Consider the following 20797-nt stretch of genomic DNA (forward strand, 5'->3'; position numbering starts at 1 on the left):
GCAACGCTTCGACCCATTTTTTTGGTATATTTAACCCTGCTTCTGGTAGGCTACCAACCTTATCAGCTTCATTGCTTCTGTCCCGCTATGACTGTAGGAGGATATGAAACCCTCTCTCTCGCAATACACCTGAACAATCTCGCATATATGAGGATCATCATCGACGATCTACAATACAAGGAAGCGATACATAGAATATCGACCCCGTCTTGCCGTCGCTCTCCGCTCGAACCGCCCCTCCATGCGCTTGTACGATTTCCCTGCAAATCGCCAGCCCAAGCCCGCTGCCTTCGACCCCCGTCTCCGCGTCCGGCCTATCATACCTGTAATTGCGATTGAAGATTTGTTCGAGCTGATCCGGAGGAATACCCGTGCCGGAATCTTGCACGCTAATGATCGCATAGCGGGTAGGATTCGCCTCGTCCACAGCTAGCGCAATACGCACCACCCCGCCTCTGGAGGTGAACTTCATCGCGTTCGACACGAGATTAAACAAAGCCTGCTCTAATCTTTGCGCATCCATCTCGACAACGGGCGAGTTCGGTCGTTGGTCTTCCCCATCTCCGATATCCAGCATGAAATTGAGCCCTGCATCGCGCACAACCAGCTCATATTGTTCAAAAAAACCACGCAAGAAGTGGATCACATGAACCGGCTCCATTCGGTACGAGACTTGTCCCGTCTCTAGATGCGACAAGAAGGACAACTCCTCGATCATGCGGTTAATCCTTATCGTGTTATCCTGGATATACTTCAGGTACTGTTCATTGCGTTCCGGCTTGACCCTGTCCTGCACAGCTTCTACATAACCAAGCATGCTGGACAGCGGCATACGCAGATCGTGCGTAATATAGGCTAGGAGTTTCTTCCGCCCTTCCTCAGAGTGAAGCAACCGGTCGTACGAAGCGCGGAGATCGTCATGAGCTGCAGACAAGGCCTGCGTGCGTTCCTGCACGGTCCGTTCCAGATTCATATTCATCTCGATAAGCTTGTCGTTAGCGTCCTGAAGTTCGCGCGCAATCCTTTCCTCGTTCGATGCCGCCCTCGTAAATCTCGAAGAAAGCAAAATCATCTGTGCGATCGTAAACACTAACAGACCAAGAGGAGAGGTATTTCCGATCGGCGACCGTTCGTTGTAATATAAAAAATCGTTGACGACGGTAACCAAAGCAACCACCGACACCAGCAGGAAGACCAGCGCTCCCTCCATACGACGAACAGCCGCTTGGACCAGCCCGACCATCAGATAAATCATATGGAGAACAACGACCACACCGATTATCGGTAATAATTTGGTATATATAAGCGCAGGAGCCACCACAACTACTAGACAGAGTGCGCCTGTTGCGATCCGGGTGCTAAGACGAAACCATCGCGACACATAATTTGGAAAGATGCATTCCGAGTACATCGTGATGATGTATCCACTGCTGCAAAGAATCAGGTACTCGATCTTGAACTGCAATTCCCACGGAAAAGTCGGCCACAATTGCGTGAGCAATAGCTCGCCGACCAGCAACGAGCGGATACCGAACAACAGGGTGAACAGACCAAAATACAATGGTGCCCTGTCTTTGCGTCGCAGGGCGAACAACAGCAGGTGATACACGCCAATCACCAGCAGGCTTGCGGTGATGAACATTTCAGCGGCGATTCTCAGATTTGTCCTGACGGTTAACTCATCACTACCGCCCAACTCGATATACTTGGTGATGCCGCCTCGCTTATGATGGAAGTTGGCTACTTGCATCACCAGCTCCACCCTATCCTTCTCGGGCTGAAAGAACACCAGCTTCGTTACCAAACGCGGCGTCACGCTGCTCTTGTCCTGACCAACCGCGCCGACTTCTTCCAGAAGCTCGCCATTCACCCATAGTTTATACGAATGAAAGATGGTAGGCAGCCGCAGGGCAAGACGCTCGTTCCGATCCTGCTCGCTAAGCTTTATGACCACCTGAAAGGTTGCAAAACCTGTACCTTTCAACTGCTGACCATCTAACCGATAGCCTAGCCAGGAGCCCGGAATGTTGATCCAGCGGTCATGATTTCCGTCGCTGGCCGAACGAACCCGTATGTCCTCAGGCGACAGCAGCTCTTGCCAGTAGAACGCCCACTCCCCTTTTAGCTTTAGCGGATTCTCGCTGACATGAACCTGCGTTAAATCCAGAATGCCTTTTTCGCTTTGAACCTTAGGGGAGACCGGAGCGAAGATGACGGCATAGCTTGCAATCAAGCCGACAACAACGGCAGCGGATATATAAAGCAAGATCGTACGAGAACCGAATCGGAGAGTACCCCTCATGATGAAACAGACCCCAATCTACTAGAGTGCAATAAATAAGTTGATTATCTAAATAGTATCATCATTTAAGGAAAATGTACCCTTCAAATATCTGCGAGGCGTTGAACACAAACATCACGATGAGGTCCTTTTTTGAACGTAAGAAAAAACCGTTCCCCCCCCCCCCCCCGGACGGTTCATTAACGTACAAACCAAGGAGAAGGGAACCGGTAACTAAGAAGACTCACCGATGCAGATTTATTCTAGCTGAACAGATTCAATTCCTTTCTTTCGTTCGAACCGTTTGGCGACCACAAACATAGAAGCCCGTATACGAAATACATTCGGGCTTCATTATACAGGTAAATACGGCTCTTAACTGCTACTTTCTTACGAGCGAAACACAGCACTCCACATGTGTCGAGTATACAGAGTCAATATATATTTAACCAGATCAGGACGTCTAACAAAAGTAGGTTGCTGTATAAAGAAAACATCGCAACGACCACATCAGCCGTTTCTGTGTATAATGTATATACGGCTTCAGATAACGGAGAATCTTCCATGAATACCATCATTTTGGGGAACATGGCCAACTTATCGAACGTGAACTTAACCTGAGTTAATACGTTGTAAGCCCGTTTGAAATGTACCGGAATCTTAAAGGAACCTTAAAGGATTCAGCATCATTGCCTTGAAAGAATCAAATTCCGGATGAATCGTGCTAAGATCGAGTTAATCTATATCTTGGTGGTGACAACAATAGTATGGAACGAATTCTGATAGTTGACGATGACCCGCAAATTCGCGAAGTGATCCGTACCCATATCGAACAATCTGGCATGCATGTGCTCGAAGCCGAGTCCGGTGAGCAAGCGATCGAACGGCTGGAATCCGAGCAGGTGGATGTCCTCATTCTGGATCTCATGATGGATGATCGCGACGGATTCGAAGTGCTGCGTTACTTGAATAAGCGCAGCTTAGACGTATTGGCTATTGTCGTCAGCGCTAGAAGAGCGGAACAAGATAAGATCGCCACGCTAGGACTCGGGGCTGACGATTATATGACGAAGCCCTTTAGTCCCATGGAGTTAATGGCCCGCATTCAAGCCGTTCTGCGCAGACGGCACCCTAAATCCAGCCCCCCTTCTTTGGTCATTCGTTTGAGCAATATGATTCTGGATATCGATAACTACGCGCTTCTGATCTATAACGAGAAGATTTCCTTAACGATGGTAGAGTGCGATCTCATGCAGCTCCTTATGCAGAATCCCGACCGCGTGATGACGAAGCTCGAAATCTATCAACAAGTCTGGCAGCATGAACGATATGACGATAACAACTTAAGCGTATATATGAGTCGGCTGCGTAAACAATTGGAACGGGCTCAGTCGTCTTGGGAAATTCAAACCGTACGCGGCGTTGGTTACCGGTTGACGGGAGTTGGCCTATGAAATTACGCACCAAGCTGTGGATATCGCTTGTGCTTAGCGCCGCAACGAGTATGGTACTGTTCGGCTATACGACTGTCTGGATCGGAAAGGTAGCGAATAAAGGCTACGCACTATTCGAGTTAAATCCGCTTGCGCAATCCATTGTCGATTCTATGAGGGAACTGCCTGAATTTGGGGCAGACACGGTAAAACAAACCTTGGAGCGCGCGCACGCAGAACACCCCGTCATTCGTTGGGTGTTGCTGAACGATCAGGGACAATCCCTCTATGATACGGCAGGACTTAATCCGACATTTACCTTCCATGATTTGGCGATGCTCATGCAGGATATACCCAGGAATTACTTAACCGAAGACGATATTCATATCCTCACCCCTGCCGCCAAGAACGGACAGCCGTATTTCTTGCTCATGAGCATTCCGGCCTCCGCGATGAAGCAAGGCGAGGTTTATTTTCTCATTCGCAAGCTCGAATCGTTGCTCACACTGGTATTGCCGCTTATCCTGTCGTTTTCGATTCCCTTCCTGTTGGCCTTATGGTTGTTCACATCCTTGAATAAAAGAATCCGCAAACTCAACCATGCGCTGAATCAACTGAATATCCAAAGCGACTCGCCACTTGTCGAACTGTTCGACAATTCCAAGGACGAGCTGGGCCAGCTGACGCAACATTATAATTCCATGGCGCATCGGATCCGAGCCCAATTCGCGGAAATTCAACATTTCGAGAGCAAGCGCAAGCTGCTGCTATCCAATCTGTCACATGATCTGCGAACGCCTCTGACGACAATGCTCGGTTGCGCCGAAATGATACGCACCGGAAATTATAATGATCAGCAAGAGCTCCAGAGCAGAGCCAAAATCATTCTTCAACGTTGCAGATACATGGACAAGCTGCTCGACCAAATGCTGGACATCTCCCGCTCGGATCCGGATGATCTGACCCTTCGCCTGGAGAATCATAATTTATCGGAGATCGTTCGCAAAATCGCGGTGGAATACATCATGATGCTCGATGGCGATCAAGTGGAATTGGACGTCGAAACACCCGATGAGGATATTCTTCTCCCTATTGACGCTCCCCTTATGGAGAGAGCCCTACGGAATCTCCTCGACAATGCGATCCGGTACGGCAAGGATGGACGATATCTTGGCATCCAACTGACAGCGGACGACCAATTTGTGAATTTCTCCGTGAAGGATAAGGGGAAAGGGATTCCTATCGAGCATCAGGCGCACGTCTTCGAACGCTTTTACCGCGTGGACAGCGGAAGAAAGGGAGAAGGATTGGGGATTGGCCTGGCCATTGTCAAGGACATCGCCTATGCCCACCAAGGCAACGTGGAGTTGAAAAGTACGCCGAACGTGGAAACGGTGTTTCGGATCAAGCTGCCTCGTTAAAAAAAAAATTAGTATCCCCTATTGTGGCTCAGTTTCTTGACAGAGAAACCGAGCCACAACAGGATGTCCTGCCAGCCGGTGACAGCCTTGCCGTTTATGTTAGTATACTGCTACTGCCGCTGTCATTTCACTCCACCAGCTCCGCACCCTCGTCAATGACAAACTCCATGAACCGGCGTAGGATGGTCGAAGCCTCCGCGCGAGTTGCTTTACCGGCAGGATCGTACAGATTGTTATCTTTGCCGTTCACGACACCTGTTTGCAGGATCGCTTTTACCGCTTCCTTTGCCCATAAACTGATTATCGCGTCATCTGCAAAGGTGACAGCCTGCCTATTGACGGGCAGCTTATACCCAGTGGCTTGGGCGTAACTCACCATCATAACCGCCATCTGTTCACGAGTAATCGGGCTGTCCGGATCAAACTTGTTATTGCCGATACCCTGCACGATCCTGTTCTGCACTGCCCATTCGATGTAGGGCATGGCAGCGCTTGTGCTTGAAACATCAGTGAAGCTGCTTTGCTTGTACTTGTACTTGTACTCGTTCATGTCAGCACCGGAGAGCATGCCCAGCGCCATAAGGAAGTCCGCTCGGGCGATGGCCGTATCGGGCGAGAAGGTTGTCGCGCCGGTGCCGGAGATAAGCCCGCGGCTGATAACATAATCAATGTTGTCCTTCGCCCAATGCTTTGCCGTATCCATAAAAGCCGGCGCCGGTGCCAGATAGCCCACTCCATAGGTGGACAGACTGTTCCTGCTAAACATCAGCATGTTGCTGTCATAACTGGAACTGAACAAAAGCTGTGGTTTACCGATCTTGTTTACATACACGACGTAGAGGTTCCCGTTCTTTTCACCGGAAGCCGCCTTGTAGGAGATACCCAGCGTGACCGTGCCCTTGCCGAAGTTCGTAACATACTCGATCTTGTCGTCCTTCTGATAGCTGACGGTGAGATCGTACACCGGTCGGCTACCGATCAGTACCTTGGCCTCATCAGACAGCTTGGCAACAGGATTCGCTCCGAACGCGACGTCTCCCACTGCCTGAGAATGCATTTCCTGAATGGCTGTTTGGTTAAAAGAGAAACTGACAAGCGTGCTGTTTACATCAAAGCGTTTCACACCTTCTTTTTCCAACAAGGCGAGGGTTCCTTCCTCCAGCTTCACGCTGAAGCTTATCCCGTCTGCACCAAACTGGATATTGTAGACAATGCCAATGCCGTCAGCTATGTTTCCTTTGTTCTGAGCTTCCTTTTTCACGGCATCGATCAATGCCTTTACTTGCGGGACCGTAATAGGGACAGAAGCATTGCCGTTCTGATTCACGGCTGCGGTTAGGTTTATGGATGCGAGAGTCGGCTGATTTGGTTTTTTGTCGATCGTGATCGCGGGACTATTCGGCGTAGTTGAGGGTGGACCCCCTCCACTTCCGCCGGTGTCTCCCGTGGAGCCGCCGATATCCCTCCAATTGGCCGTAACGGTCACGTTAGTGGCAGGCATGGTAAAGGTGGTCGTTGCGCTGCTGGTGTCCGCAAAGCTTACGCCGTCTGATGAAGTCCAACCATTGAAGCTGTAACCGCTGCGGTTTCCCGCCTGTATTGAAACTATCGCACCGCTTGTATAATTTCCGCTGCCGCTTGCGCCTGTGCCGCCATTGCTAAGGATCACGGTATAGGCCGGTGCGGGCTCAGTCAGCGTGACGGTCTGCTCGGCGCTCATGAAGCTGCTTGAAGTTGCTTTGACACGAATGTGGTAGATGCCTGCCATTAGGTTCGTAATTTCCGTACCCGTTACATCCGTCCAGCCGCCGGTTGAAGATCTGTACTCCATGGCCGCAGTGACGCCTGTAACAGTGCCTGTCCCTCCGTTGGTGACAGGATCAATGCCAGCTGTCGTCGGAGTGCCGGGTCTTGCTGGAATAACCAGGTTTTGTCCAGCGCTATCAATCGTCGATGTCCCGTTGCCCTTCTTCACGATAGCAATCGTCGTTCCGATGTAGCCTGCAACATCCAGCTTGCCGCTAACTGGAGATACCGGTGTGCCATCGAACGTATAGTTGCCGCCCACTTCGAAGCCTGTCAACTTTTCATTGGCATAATCGATCGCGATATTAGGCGTGGCTTCTACCCCCGGTGTAAATGCCGTGATCGTAACGATCTGCTCGGCGCTCTTGAAGTCGGTTGCCGTTGCTTTGACACGAATGTGGTAGGTACCTGCCATCAGGTTCGTAATTTCCGTTCCCGTTACATCCGTCCAAGCACCTGCTGATAATTGATACTCCATGCCTGCCGTTACGCCTGTAATCGTCCCATCGCCACCGATGGTTGTCGGATTCACGCCTACTGCAGTCGGAGTGCCGGGTCTTGCTGGAATAACCAGGTTTTGTCCAGCGCTATCAATCGTCGATGTCCCGTTGCCCTTCTTCACGATAGCAATCGTCGTTCCGATGTAGCCTGCAACATCCAGCTTGCCGCTAACTGGAGATACCGGTGCGCCATCGAACGTATAGTTGCCGCCCACTTCGAAGCCTGTCAACTTTTCATTGGCATAATCGATCGCGATATTAGGCGTGGCTTCTTTCCATATCGCAGTCAACCCCAAACCGTTCGTATAGGTGACTGTATCTCCGGCATTGTAGGTTTTGCTTGTGTCGCCTGTTTGTTGCCATTTGTAAAAGGTCATATTAGCCGGCGGAGTCAAGCCAGTGCCGCTTGGCGCTGTGAAATGACCTCCAGCGCTGATGATGTAAATCATGTTTTCTCCGTTGACACTTCCGTCGCCAAGCTCAAGGGCGACAGCTTGCAGTCCATCAGGACCCAGCGCCCCAACATTCAGGACTTCAAGGACGGGCCGGAATCCGTATGCAGCATGGACGTGATCCGCTTGGGCGCCAATCGCATTGCGCACAGCCGTGCCTCCTCTCGAGAGGCGGACCCCCGGGTTTATCGTATTCGTATCCTGCCCCCAGGAGAGTTTGGACCAGTTTTTTATCAAGGAACTATTTTTATCTAAAATTTGATCCCATTCATTATTAGTTGGTGAGCCAGTACCCGTGCTATTACCCACACTCAGAGATCGCAATTTGTAGTTGGTATCATAGGTTTTGCCGAAGATAAGGCCGTTCGCATTCAGCGTATTCCACGATATAGAATAGCTCAGGGCATAATCCGGCGCAAAAAGGTTGCGATTGCTTGCCATAGCCGTCTCCGATGCGTTTGAATGGCCACTGCTTGAACTGTCAAGACTATACGCGTTGACTGTTCCCGCATAGGTGAACGGTACATAGTGCAGGGTAGTATCGGGCACAGCTGTGTTCACTGTACCGATATGATCCGCTTCGCTGGATAGGTCGAAATAGTAGGTTTGTCCTGTTGGGAGAGAAAAATCTTCGCCCGTGGCAAACGCCATCGTTGGCAGCATGGGCAACATGGGCAGCACCATGCACGCCGAGAGCAGCAGACTGCTCATTCGTTTCCCTATTTTTTTCATTGCATTGTTACCTCCAGAATGTGAGATTCGTATTTTATTCAGGATTCCGCTTTTCTATCAAAAAAATTATACTAACCGTTCGACCATAAAACTCTTAATGAAATCTTAAAAGATGCGGAAACATCGCCAATGTATGGCTAGCGACCGTACAGTCTTACTCGTCTTGTCTGATCCGGTTCAAATAGCTTTGCCGTATGCGAAAGAGGCAGTTGCCATCGGCAACTGCCTCTTAATCGGTCTGAAACTCATTAATTTTCTGAGTGCCTTTGTTTTAACATCCGGTTTAGGCGCCCCGTTTGTCCCCTTCTTATAAATTTATGGTAAACTATTTAAATATTTGACAAACCGCAGTTCCCCCCATCGTTACCTCCATATTAAGAATTGAACGCGATGCGAGTCAAATATACTAGAGCAAGATGCGCTGCCGCCTGTTTGAATGGTCGCAAGTACCCAAATGGGTGCAGCTCTCCTAGTGAAAGGAATTGGCTATGTGAAAAAGAGAAAGACGCTAACCTTAATTATGATCGCTATCACTCTCTTGACAACATACTTTGTTCTTAGCTCCTTACGTATATTCGACTCCGATACATTCGCTGCGAAAAATGGTGTTCTTTCATTACAGCATTGGGATCGGCAGGATGAAAAAATTATTGCGCTTGATGGAGAATGGGACTTCTATCCAGATGAATTAATCGTGCCAAGTCCGAATGAGGATGTATTTGAACGTTATAAGAACCAACGCCAATCCATTCCAGTACCTACAGCGTGGGATCGCTATAGAACTGAGAACGCTACTCCTTATGGGACAGGTACGTATCGCTTGCTTATTCATGTTCCGGAGGATGACCGTTACGGTGTAAAGCTGAATACGATTCGAAATGCCAACAAAGTGTATTTAAACGGGGAAGAGCTTGGCTCAGCAGGTGTTCCTTCAAAAAGCACCGAAGAATATCGCTTCGATTACAAAAAGTATGTCGTGCTGGGAAATAGTAATAATAAACAAATAGAGCTTGTTATTCTAGTTGCCAATTATGACTATGCCGTTGGCGGGATTGTCAGTTCGCTCCATTTCGGTCTAGCCGATCAAATATTAGCCAAACAAGGCCGTGAAAAATTCCTTGAAGCCTTTCTCATTTCCGGTTATTTGCTGTTTTCATTCATATACGTTACAACATATTTACAACATAAACGGAAATTCCGGTATGAGCTTTATTTCAGTCTATTCAGTTTAGCGCAAGCTGTACATATATCAACGATAAATGAAAGATGGATCTACTTACAATTTCCGGAGCTCAGCCCATCCTCACAACTAGGAATTCAAGCCATTTCACTTACACTTTTCGTATTGTTTTTCCTACTATTTGTTTATCATTTCTTCAACATGTCCGCCAGCAAAAGGATCGTCACTGCATTAAGTGCAATGTTAGGATTTCAAGCTTTGGCAGTGTGTGTGTTAAGCATGACTATTGATTTAATGGTAAAGGTTCCATTTCCGCTCATTCAACTCATTGTTTCAGGGACTACCGCTATTGGATATGTGTATATTTTTATTATGCTGCTAAAAGCCTATAAACAAAAAACGGATGAATCCGACTATGTGCTGATCATTGTTTTTACTTTTGCTGTTTATGGTGCTCTACTTGCAGTTGTCCTGCTATTTGAAGTGGATATCGAAATGCCGTCGCTTCTTTTGTTTCTAATTATGGTGATGAGCTTAGCGCTATTAATGAGTCACCGTTCTCAGCGGGCATATAATAAAGTGGAGGAACTGTCTAATGAATTGCTTGAATTCGACCGGATAAAGGACGAATTTCTAGTCAAAACATCACATGAGCTCGGCTCTCCACTTCACGGTATCATGAATCTCACTCAATCACTGCTGGAGGGCGTAGAGGGGCCTTTAAAAAGGAAACAGCAAGAAAGCGTTATTTTGATACACTCGGTTAGTAGAAGATTGACAGGCTTGGTTAAGGATCTTTTATTTATTTCCAAAATAAAGCAAGGTGAGGTGTCTTTTACATCCAGACCAGTCGAAATTCGAATTATTGAGGAAGTGCTCGCTGAGATTGCCTATGTCATGCCGCCCGCTCTGCCTGTTCAACTGATCAATTCGATTCCAGATAATTTGCCGCTTGTCTACACCGATGAGCAAAAGCTAAAGCAAGTTTTCTTTAATCTGATCTATAATGCGATTAAATTCACCAAGCAGGGAACGATCACGATCTCAGCTCAAATCATAGAGGATCAGATGCACATATCGGTTGAGGATACGGGACCAGGTATTGCTACAGAGTACCAAGACCTCATATTTACAACCTTTTATCAAGTTGAAAGCAGCCGGATCAGGGAATCAGAAGGACTTGGCTTGGGATTAAGCATTACCAAGAAAATTGTGGAGAGTGCAGGCGGACGTATTTGGGTAACTTCTGAAATAGGTAAAGGCTCATGCTTCACCTTCACGCTCCCACTGGCTACTAAGCAGCAGCTATTAGGTCATAATGAAATAAACAATCACGAAATGAACCAACAAGTTACGTTTACCCAAATGAAAAATCGGGAGATGGAGCAGTCGCAGGTTATCCTCCCTACAAAAGTGGAAGGATCAAATCCATATACGATATTAGTTGTAGATGACGAGCCTGCCAACTTGAAGGTGCTTATTAATATGCTTCATTCGCTTCATTATAGCGTAATTGCAGTAGGCAGCGGGCAGGAAGCACTCGACATCATTGAAACGGAAAAGGTGGATCTATTAATATTAGATTTAATGATGCCCCGTATGACGGGATATGAGGTTTGCAAAACGATCAGACAGGAGCATGACTTAGTAGATTTGCCTGTCATCATATTAACAGCAGCAGGACAATTGTCTGATTTAGTTGTATCCTTCCAATTAGGAGCCAATGATTACTTGCAAAAGCCTGTTAATTTGAAGGAATTAGAGATGCGAATCGAGTCCTTATTATTAATGAAACAATCAGCGCAGGATGCAGTGGAGCATGAACTCAACTACTTTTACGCTCAGATTAAACCGCATTTTTTATACAACACACTCAGTGCGATTACTGCGCTAAGTTGGTCTGACCAGGAAAAAACCCAAATTGCATTAGAACATCTTTCTACCTATTTCCGAGGAAAGCTGGATTACCAGAAGCAGCGCTCACTCGTCCCTTTGGAGGAAGAAATACAATTAGTGATGGCTTACTTAGCGATAGAACAATTGCGCTTCGAAGAAAGGCTTCATATCGAATATAATATCGACGAAACGATTCAAACCTATATCCCTGCAATGACGCTTCAGCCGCTAGTGGAAAATGCTGTTACTCACGGGATAACCAAAAGTATTAAAGGTGGAACTCTGCGTCTTACTATCGAGCGGGAACAGCAGTATATCAAAATTACGATAGAGGATAACGGTGTCGGGATTCCTCTAGAAAAGCAGCAAGAGCTAATGCGTGGTCGAAGTGAGCGATTGGGCTTCACAAATCCATTTAGAAAGCTTTCACTTATTAAAGGAGCTCATTTTCAAATGAACAGTGAAGTGGGCAAAGGGACAACGATCATCATTCATATGCTCGAGATCAAAGACAATTGAATTAGCGATAGGAGACGTTTCCATCCGTCCTCCTTCTGCTCCTCAAACGGATCGGAATTAATTCAATTGGATTAAAGAGGCATTGGAAAGACAACATACCAGCCTCTTCTATTAATCTTCACAGTGCAGTAGGTCATAGCAATATACAGCATTGTATTTCCTATTAGTAATTCCGAATACCCCATCATCCCGATGTAAGCCCGCCAACGGCGCTTACCGACTATATCTGTTCAACAACGTTGACCATCCATACCGACGCGCCTTTGTCACGATGAAGCCGATCGTTGCGGACACGAGCGTCCAAGAAGATCAGCAGCAGTCGTACTCATACGATTCTTGTTAGTTCACTGTTAATTACTCGATGTGCAGCAACATAACGATCTTTCGGACTTATCCCAAACGATGCAAATTGAACTTTCAATTGATTTGTAATAAATTGGACTTCATACTGCTTCGCATTTCCCACAAAAAAGCTATTGAATGTGGATTCATTCGGTTTCACGATAAATGCAACGTCATGAATCAATTTTTTCTTTCCGTTTAATGCGTACACTTTGATTCTTACTCTGGCATTCTTATGTTGATGTTGGTTTAGCGAGTTCACAACAATATCTTTAGATACAGTTTTGTCTTTCTCTGTAAGGTTATTTAGCGGTCCAGTCGAATATTTACGAATCATACAAACTCTCCCTTTATTAAATAAGATTTTATGATCAAGTCATGTCACTGGTTGTGAATATCTTATTCAATCAAGGGTTTATCTGACTGGACGAGACAGATGACTATGCCATTTGGCCGAATTGGCGTCCCCCCTCCTGCTCCGCAAACGGATCGGACATCAACGCAATCGCCAGCCTCGCTCCATCACGCATCCCCTGCAAATTTAATTGACCTCACCTCTCCCCACAAACAAGCTTTATCGATTGCCTTGCTCCCTCTCAACCGTTTTGTGAACATAAAATCGGGTAACTAGCTCGTCGAGCTTGCGACTTTGGGCCAAAACTGTTTCATTCGTTGCAAGCGGAATTCCCTTCGCTAGCGATTCTTGACCAAGTTTGTTTATTGCGTGCTACTTCTGCTGTCCGTGCGGATAAAATATATACGTTCTCGAATCAAATTGTTATTAAAAAATTCGGACACCTAAAATCCCACGCGGTTCTCAGAGGTTAAACAACAATTTATGTATCTGCTCGACGAATGAATAAAAAACAACAACAGCCTTTCACTCCTCTATTAGTGATGAAGGGCTGTTGTTGTATAGGGAGGACAGGTAATAAATTCGAACAGGAATGACACTTGCCCTTAACAATATGGAACATAACATTTCGAAAAAACGGCAACCCACCTTTATTTCGACACAATAAAGTTAGGGAGATTTTTTTCAAGATACTTCATTCTTTCCGAATAATCTTGATCTGCATGAGTTTCCGAAAGTATATTGTTCGACACTAACAAGTCATAAAATGATTTCAGCATCTGGGCTGATATAGCGGAAGTAATCATCATTCTTTGACCGTCGATCAGAACGGAAGATATTTTTTCAGGCTGCACAAGTTCAATCTGTACGCCGTTCCTGTCGATTATGAAATACATCTCTTTTACATTCTCAAACACTAAATGTTTTACTTCAGCCCCGTTTGCCAAGCGACTCTGAACTTCTTTCATGGAATAGCCCGGAATGGGATCATTTATCAGCAGCCATTTTGCAAATTCTTTTGCATCGATTTCGTCTGTATCATATTTTTTCCAAACCGCGCCATTATCTTTGCTTATCTGTACTGTGTTATCCATCGTGACACGAAGAACTATTTCGTTATCCATATAAACTGCACGATACTTTGAAGCCATAAGGCCGTCTATCAACCTCGGCACATCATATTTCTTGTTGAATGTTAGATCGTGCGGCATTAAATCTGTAGCGGTGGCACCTTGAGATAATGCTGGCACTATTTCGGTAGTGATGGCACCTTGATAGAATGCGGGCACGGCTTCGGCTGAAGGTTCGGCTGTAGAATTGTCGACATCCGTAGAAGGTTCCGTTTTGTCCAATGCAGAAGTCGCAAAGATAATAACGACACTTGCTACAAGCCCAATAGCGAGCAGCGTCGTGGTGATCGTGATTTTCTTGGTTTTCATAATCGATATAATCCTTTCTTCGGTCGAGTTTTTGGAAAAGCCGCTAATCATCGGCGACAAACCGATTTTCTTTTCTTCTAACCGGACAAGTGCCCTAGCATAAGTAGCTTTCGTGTTTTCTCCAATTTTCCGTATGACCGTTTCATCACAGAATAGCTCGATATCACGGTTGGCAAGGATATACATGCCCCATGCTAAAGGGTTGAACCAATGGACGCATACGCTAGCGGCAAGAATCCATTTTTTTAGGGTGTCGAATCGCTTGATGTGCGTAAATTCGTGGGTCAGGATAAGCGCAAGTTGTTTCTCATCGTCATAATCTAAATTTTTCGGCAAGAGTACAACAGGCTGAAAAATACCGTAGGTAAGCGGCGTTGAAATATGATCTAGTTGCCTGATTTGAACATCTCGCCATAACATATTTGAATGCTGCCATTTTTTTATAAAATCGTTTTTTATAGGCACAGCCATTTTGTAGATTTTGCGATACCTTAAATGCGGAACGATAAAAAATAAAGCACATAACGTAAAACCAACTAACCACACCCATACGATGGGCGATATTTGCGAAGCCGTCTTCAGCGGCGTAATCGGCGCGGTCACATGTTCTGTAAGGGGCGGCATGATTACCGTAGTTCCAATAACAACTGTTGAACTTTCCGGCGCGGGAATCGATTGGGGCACTGTAAATATTCCGCTTAAATGTTCCGCTGCCGTAAAAATGCTGAATTGCGATTGAACTGAAACTGGTACAAGCAATTGAATTAACGCAACGCCCCAAAGAAACATAAAGGTCATTTTGGGCAGCTTGTGAATCAGCAAGAAACGTAAGAAAATAACCGCAAGAATAAAGACGGAAGCCGAGATGCTTATTTGATGTAACGGCATTCCCTCACCTCACTCCATGCTATCGATAAGACGTTTCAAGCGGCTGATTTCTTCCGTCGACAGTCGTTTCTGTCCCAACAATGAAGCAATCAGTCTGTCGGGGGCGCCATCATACATTTTATTAATAAGTTCCGTAGTTTCGTGTTCTTGCGCCTGCTCTCGCGTAACAAGCGCATGGCAAACAAAATTAGGCTCCCGCCGTTCAATCGCCCCTTTATCAAGGCATCTTTTGATAATGGTATAAGTTGTTGTCTTACTCCAACCTATTTTTTCCTTTGCGATTTCCGCAATCCTCTTTGCGGCCGTATCGCCGTCTCTCCACAAAATTTCCATAATATTAAGTTCGCTATCGAATAACTTCATAACCAAATGAATGCACCTCGTTCACCATTATTCTACTGCTGTAGAATCATATATTAATATTCTACTGTAGTAGAATATTTTTGTCAAAACGAAAAAGACGCCGATTATTCGACGTCAAGCCACCCTCCCGAATTTTGATCATGAGAGGGAACCGTCAAGCTTCTTGGATGACTTCGATTAAATAGGTCGACTAATTCTGGTAAATGATAGATCCGGCAAATTCAGATCGACTTTCTTGCTTGTACGACAGAAAAAATGGGTTTCATTCACCAGGTCGAGTATTCAAACAAAACCGGCCACAGCCAAAACGAAGTATCATGTCTCCTGATAATATCCTCAGTCGGAATTTGATGACCGCCATTTCTAACTCTCGCTGCAACTCGTTCTATGTTATGCTGATTCCCAACCGATCTACAATTGGGTTTCGAATCTCGCCATTGTTGTATTCTTTTACAATTTGGCCATCATCAGCAACGGTATTTGATTCAATTATAACGCAGCAGAACAATTTCACATCACACACGGGTCCGAACAGTCTCTAAAAGAGAGCATCCGACAATTAGGCAAAGTCAACATACTTTTATTACTGGGAAAACTCTAAACTACGCCAAATAAGATCAGATTTTGTGAATTAGGACGGGCGATTTAATACCAAACAGGGAGACGGCGGCTTCATCAGCCGCGTCTCCCTGTTTGGTATAAACCGTTCCCCGGCAGCGCTCGCTGCAAAAGGCTATGTTTAATTTCGTTTAATGCTTCACGTCCTCGCCGGAGGCTTCCTGGATCGCGTCAAACGCCCAATGCTTCGCAGGAACATCCGTCCATTTCGCAGGTTTGGAAGCTTGCGGTTTCCATCCGAGCAGCTTATTGACAATAACTACGGCCTGAGAGCGCGTAAGCTTGTCGTCCGGACGGAAAGTGCCATTGCCATAACCGGCGATAATACCCGCAGCTTGCACCCGTTCGATGGAAGTCTGCGCCCAGTGGCCTTTAATGTCGGTAAAGCCGCCGCCGTTGCCGCCTGCGATGTTCGCTTCGGAGCCGCCAAGCAGCTTGGCCGCAATACTGGCCATCTCGCCTCTCGTTATCGCCTGATCCGGTTTGAAGGTGCCGTTAGAATACCCTATCAGCAGTCCTGCCGCCGTCGTCTGGGCGATCGCCAAACGCGCCCAGTGCTTGTCCGGTACATCTGCAAAAGAAAGTGCCGTATTCGTAGATTTTGCAAGGAAAGCGCGCGCCAGAATGGCTGCCATTTCGGCGCGGGTGATCGCGCTGTTCGGCCTGAAAGTGCCGTCGCCATAGCCGAAAATGTAAGGGTTATGCACGGTGACGGACAGCGCAGCGCTCCAACCGGACAGATGCACGATCGTAAACGTGCTGAATTTGCTCACCGTGATCCGTAAGCCAAGCGCGCCTGATGAATTGTAGCTGACCAATTCACCCCGCACAAACTCTTTCGTACCGTCGCTATGCTCGATGAAGACGCCGAGATCTTTTTTCTGATCTTCGGTAAGATTTGCGTTGCCTAACGGAAGCACGAGTTCCACCGGTCGGCTCTGCAAGTTCGTTTCAATCGTCATCGGACGTCCGATGACGCTAACGCCTTCGATTCCGATCGCGAGCTTTGCCGCTTGTTCGGTTTTCGCGCGCTGCTCGACCGCCTTGCGCTCGTCTTCCTGCTTGATCGGAACGACACGGAAATACGTATCGCTAGATAGTCCTTGCATCGAGCCGCTCGGGATGCCGATATGAACGTCATTCGTGAAAATGGACAATCCGACGTTCTCTCCCGCGAGTTTATCGGTAGAAGCTTTCGGGAGCTTGACGTTCAACTCCGAAACTTCGTCCTTCGCGTCGGGAATGACGAGCGTAGCCGCACGGGTGCTGCCCGTCTGCATTTGGCGGACCGTATCACCGACTTGCTCTGGCGTGAAGTTCACTTCGTCTTTTTTCTTCCCGTTTGCGTCCGTCGTTCGGGTGATGACCGTCTGCGCGACAACCTTACCGTTCGTGCCGGCGCCGCCCTGTACATCGACCTTGATCTCTTCTTTGGCAGGCGCAGAAACGCCCGAAGGCCCCGAAACGCTCGAAGGCGCCGGATTAATCGTAACGGTCACTTCGGACGATTCGCTTCCGAGATGGTCGCCCGCGCCCGCATATTCCGCTGTGAGTTTATCGTTTGCGCCAACAGGAAGGGACGTCGCCGTCCATTCCGCTTTGCCGTGTTCGTTCAACGTCGCCGTGCCCAGCGTCGTATTTCCGTTCTTGAATGTTACGGAACCGGTCGGCACGCCGCGTAAATCATCATCTGCCTCTATGAGCGCCGTCAGCTTGACCGATTGTCCGGCCGTAGCCGTTGCATGATCGGCGGAGAGTGAAACCGTCGTCGTGATTTTGTCATAGACCTTGACCTGAAGCATTCTTCCGCCGGCTTCATACGGAGGGGTGCCGTTGTAGCTGGCTAGAAGTGCACATTCGTATGGAGAATTTCCGGGGTTCGGCAGTTGCGTCCAATCCGACACTGTCAGCGTGGCCACGCCGTCGTCGTCCAGTTCCCCTGTTCCCAGCAGTTTATAGTCCAACTCCTCTGTTCCCAGCAGTTTCACGCCCATATAAAACCTCACGGTGCCGGTCGGAACCGCTCCCGCGCCGGAAGCCGGTCCAACAGTTGCGGTAAGCGTAACCGTCGAGCCATATTTCAACCCGCTGGTCGTTACGGCAGCCGGCTCGAGCACCAACGAAATTTCCGTCGCCAGTTGCGGAACGACCCCTGTTGGCGCGCTCGTCACCGTTGCACCCGTCGCTTTCGCGTTTTTCGGCGTGACCTTGACCTTGATCACTTTGCCAGTGTCCGCAACCGTAACCGTGTACGTATTCATCGACGATTCCTCTTGCACAAGCGTCTCTCCGCTTGTGCCGCTCGGATCGTAACGATAAAACGCGTAAGTCGTACCGGACTCTTCATCGTCGTCCGCGTCCGCATAACCGGAAGTTGCCGTCAGCGTGCTGCCGACTTGCGTCGTGCCCGAGAGCGTCGGCGATGCCGTTGGCAGTGCGTCCGTAGGCACGAACGCGCGAAGGCTTGGATTTCCGGTACTCGGATCCATCAACCAGACGTTATTGAAATCCCAGCCAGTAAAAGTGGATTGCGTCTTCATTTCCACCGTTGTTTTGCCGATGCCTTTGTTCGTATCCGACTGGCCTGAAATGGATTTGTCGTAAAACGACTTATCGTCGACGCTGCCCGTATTGGTGCCGATCAGGCCACCGGTATTTCCCGTACCCGTGACGATGCCTGCCGCGAACGAAGTCGACACGGTTCCCGGAGTAGTCGGTCCGAGCATCGTCGTTTTTCCGACCAAGCCTCCGACATCGGTACTGGTCGAGTTGACCGTAACGATCGCATAGCTGTTCGCGATCGTGCCGGTACTATTGCCGACAAGTCCGCCCGCGAAAGTACCCGAAGCTGCGACTTTGCCCGTGGCGAAGCTCTCGGAAACGCTGCCCGTATTCGTCCCCACCAGTGCTCCGACAGCCACCGAACCTTTCACGTCGACATTCACGAGCCCTACGCGTTTAATCGACGATCCTTCTTTAATTCTGCCGAAAAATCCGACGGGCGCCTCGACTGGGTCTGGACGATCGATTTTCAAACCCGTGATGACGTGACCGTTGCCGTTGAAGGTTCCCTTGAACTGATCCGATAATGTTCCAATCGGTTTCCAGCCTTTACCTCCATTATAACCTCCACCTGTGGGTGACAAGTAATCCGTAAGATCGATATCTCTAGTGAGGATATAATTTCCAGATGTATTATTCCGAATCGCATCCAACTCTTCCGCAGTCGATATCATAACCGGCAGCGCTTCGGCGATAACGGCCGTCGCAGCGCTTGTCGCTGTCGCCCCCGTCGCTTTCGCGTTTTTCGGCACGACTTTGACCTTAATGACTTTACCGAGGTCCGCGGCGGCAATCGTATACGTTTTCATCGCGGACGCGCCTTGCACAAGTGTCTCGCCGGTTATTCCGTCCGCATCGTAACGATAAAACGCGTAAGTCGTACCGGACTCTTCATCGTCGTCCGCGTCCGCATAACCGGACGATGCCGTCAGCGTGCTGCCGACTTGCGCCGTGCCCGTGAGCGTCGGGGTTGCCGTCGGAGCATAATCCGGAGTTGTCGGAACAGTGTTGAATACGCGCAGCTCCGGATAGTCGTCAAGTTCGCGGATCGTCCATACCGACTCGAAATCCCAACCGGTATACGTCGCCTTCATAAACATGTGCGTCGAATCTAGGCCGGTACCATTGCCCTCATCGGATTGGCCGCTGGTGCTCTTATCGTAGAACGAATTAACCACGGTTGCATTCGAATAACCGACAAGACCGCCTTGATTCATTGAAAACGTAGCCGTTACTGTGCCTGCGGCGTACGAGTTTTCAATGCGTGCCGTAAAGTCCTCGATATCCATGTTGCTGCCGACAAGGCCTCCGACCTGATAGGGTGCGCTAACCGAAGCGAGCGAGTAGCTATTCGCGATCGTCCCGGAGTTGGCTCCGACCAGCCCGCCCGCTGTGTTGGCAGTCGAAGTAACCGAACCCTTCACAAAGCAATTTTGTATCGTACCGCCCAGACTTTGTCCGACCAGAATGCCCGTAATCGGTAACTGATTGACAACTTGAGCGCCGACGACGCCAAGGTTCTTGATCGTGCCGGTCAGCCCCCGAAACAGCCCCGTTGTCATTTCGGAACGATTGATTGCAAGCCCGGTGATGACGTGCCCGTCCCCATCGAACACGCCCGTAAACGGACTTTCAGACATCCCGATCGGATTCCAGCCCTTGCCTTCGTTGTAGCCGAGCCCCGATGACGACACGTACTCTGTCAGGTCAATGTTTTGCGTCAACTTGAAATTCTTGTTCAGCATTTCGCGGACGTTGTTCAGTTGGGTCGGATTTGAGATCAAATACGGATCCCCCGCCGTCCCGCTGCCGCCCGCAAACAACGCTGCCGCTGACGCCTCGGGCGAACGAAATACCGCCTCCGTTGGTAGCAGCAACACGAATGCGAATAATAATGCCATCCATTTTTTTGCCATCATGCAATCCCCTCTCGTAGCCTGGCTTGTTGCCTGCCTGCATCGAGAAAGATTATAACAATCGGACGTAACAAAAATGACACAAACCGAGCTT

General features: G+C 48.3%; 9 protein-coding genes. 3 read left to right on the top strand and 6 right to left on the bottom strand.

Annotation, left to right across the window (positions count from 1 at the left end):
* Positions 1–157: 157 nt before the first annotated feature.
* Positions 158–2302: an ATP-binding protein gene (locus HH215_RS17100; protein WP_169281012.1), complete on the bottom strand. Its 2145-nt coding sequence runs from the start codon at positions 2300–2302 to the stop codon at positions 158–160.
* A gap of 746 nt (positions 2303–3048) precedes the next feature.
* Between HH215_RS17100 and HH215_RS17105 the strand changes: the two genes are divergently transcribed.
* Entirely contained in the window at positions 3049–3735 is a 687-nt protein-coding gene (locus HH215_RS17105; protein WP_169281013.1) for a response regulator transcription factor, read from the top strand.
* Complete coding sequence (locus HH215_RS17110) at positions 3732–5135, top strand: sensor histidine kinase (protein WP_169281014.1); 1404 nt, start codon at positions 3732–3734, stop codon at positions 5133–5135. The genes HH215_RS17105 and HH215_RS17110 overlap by 4 nt, the downstream gene beginning before the upstream one ends.
* Positions 5136–5262: 127 nt before the next feature.
* Here HH215_RS17110 and HH215_RS17115 read toward each other — a convergent pair whose 3' ends face one another.
* Positions 5263–8625, bottom strand: a complete 3363-nt coding sequence (locus HH215_RS17115; RefSeq protein ID WP_169281015.1) for an S-layer homology domain-containing protein — start codon at positions 8623–8625, stop codon at positions 5263–5265.
* Between the two features lie 490 nt (positions 8626–9115).
* Between HH215_RS17115 and HH215_RS17120 the strand changes: the two genes are divergently transcribed.
* A complete protein-coding gene (locus tag HH215_RS17120) occupies positions 9116–12220 on the top strand; it encodes an ATP-binding protein (protein ID WP_169281016.1) in 3105 nt (1034 codons plus the stop codon).
* A 325-nt stretch (positions 12221–12545) separates the two neighbouring features.
* Here the strand turns inward: HH215_RS17120 and HH215_RS17125 are convergent, their stop codons facing one another.
* From HH215_RS17125 to HH215_RS17140, 4 genes are all read right to left on the bottom strand, one after another.
* Positions 12546–12899, bottom strand: a complete 354-nt coding sequence (locus HH215_RS17125; protein WP_169281017.1) for a hypothetical protein — start codon at positions 12897–12899, stop codon at positions 12546–12548.
* A 668-nt stretch (positions 12900–13567) separates the two neighbouring features.
* The gene (locus tag HH215_RS17130; protein WP_169281018.1) at positions 13568–15244 is read right to left on the bottom strand and encodes a M56 family metallopeptidase; all 1677 of its coding nucleotides are present in this window, start codon (positions 15242–15244) and stop codon (positions 13568–13570) included.
* A 9-nt stretch (positions 15245–15253) separates the two neighbouring features.
* Positions 15254–15607, bottom strand: a complete 354-nt coding sequence (locus HH215_RS17135) for a BlaI/MecI/CopY family transcriptional regulator (protein WP_254450583.1) — start codon at positions 15605–15607, stop codon at positions 15254–15256.
* A 749-nt stretch (positions 15608–16356) separates the two neighbouring features.
* Positions 16357–20706, bottom strand: a complete 4350-nt coding sequence (locus HH215_RS17140; RefSeq protein ID WP_169281020.1) for an S-layer homology domain-containing protein — start codon at positions 20704–20706, stop codon at positions 16357–16359.
* Positions 20707–20797: the final 91 nt, after the last annotated feature.

Origin of the sequence: Cohnella herbarum (assembly GCF_012849095.1) — a bacterium.
Lineage (GTDB): Bacteria > Bacillota > Bacilli > Paenibacillales > Paenibacillaceae > Cohnella > Cohnella herbarum.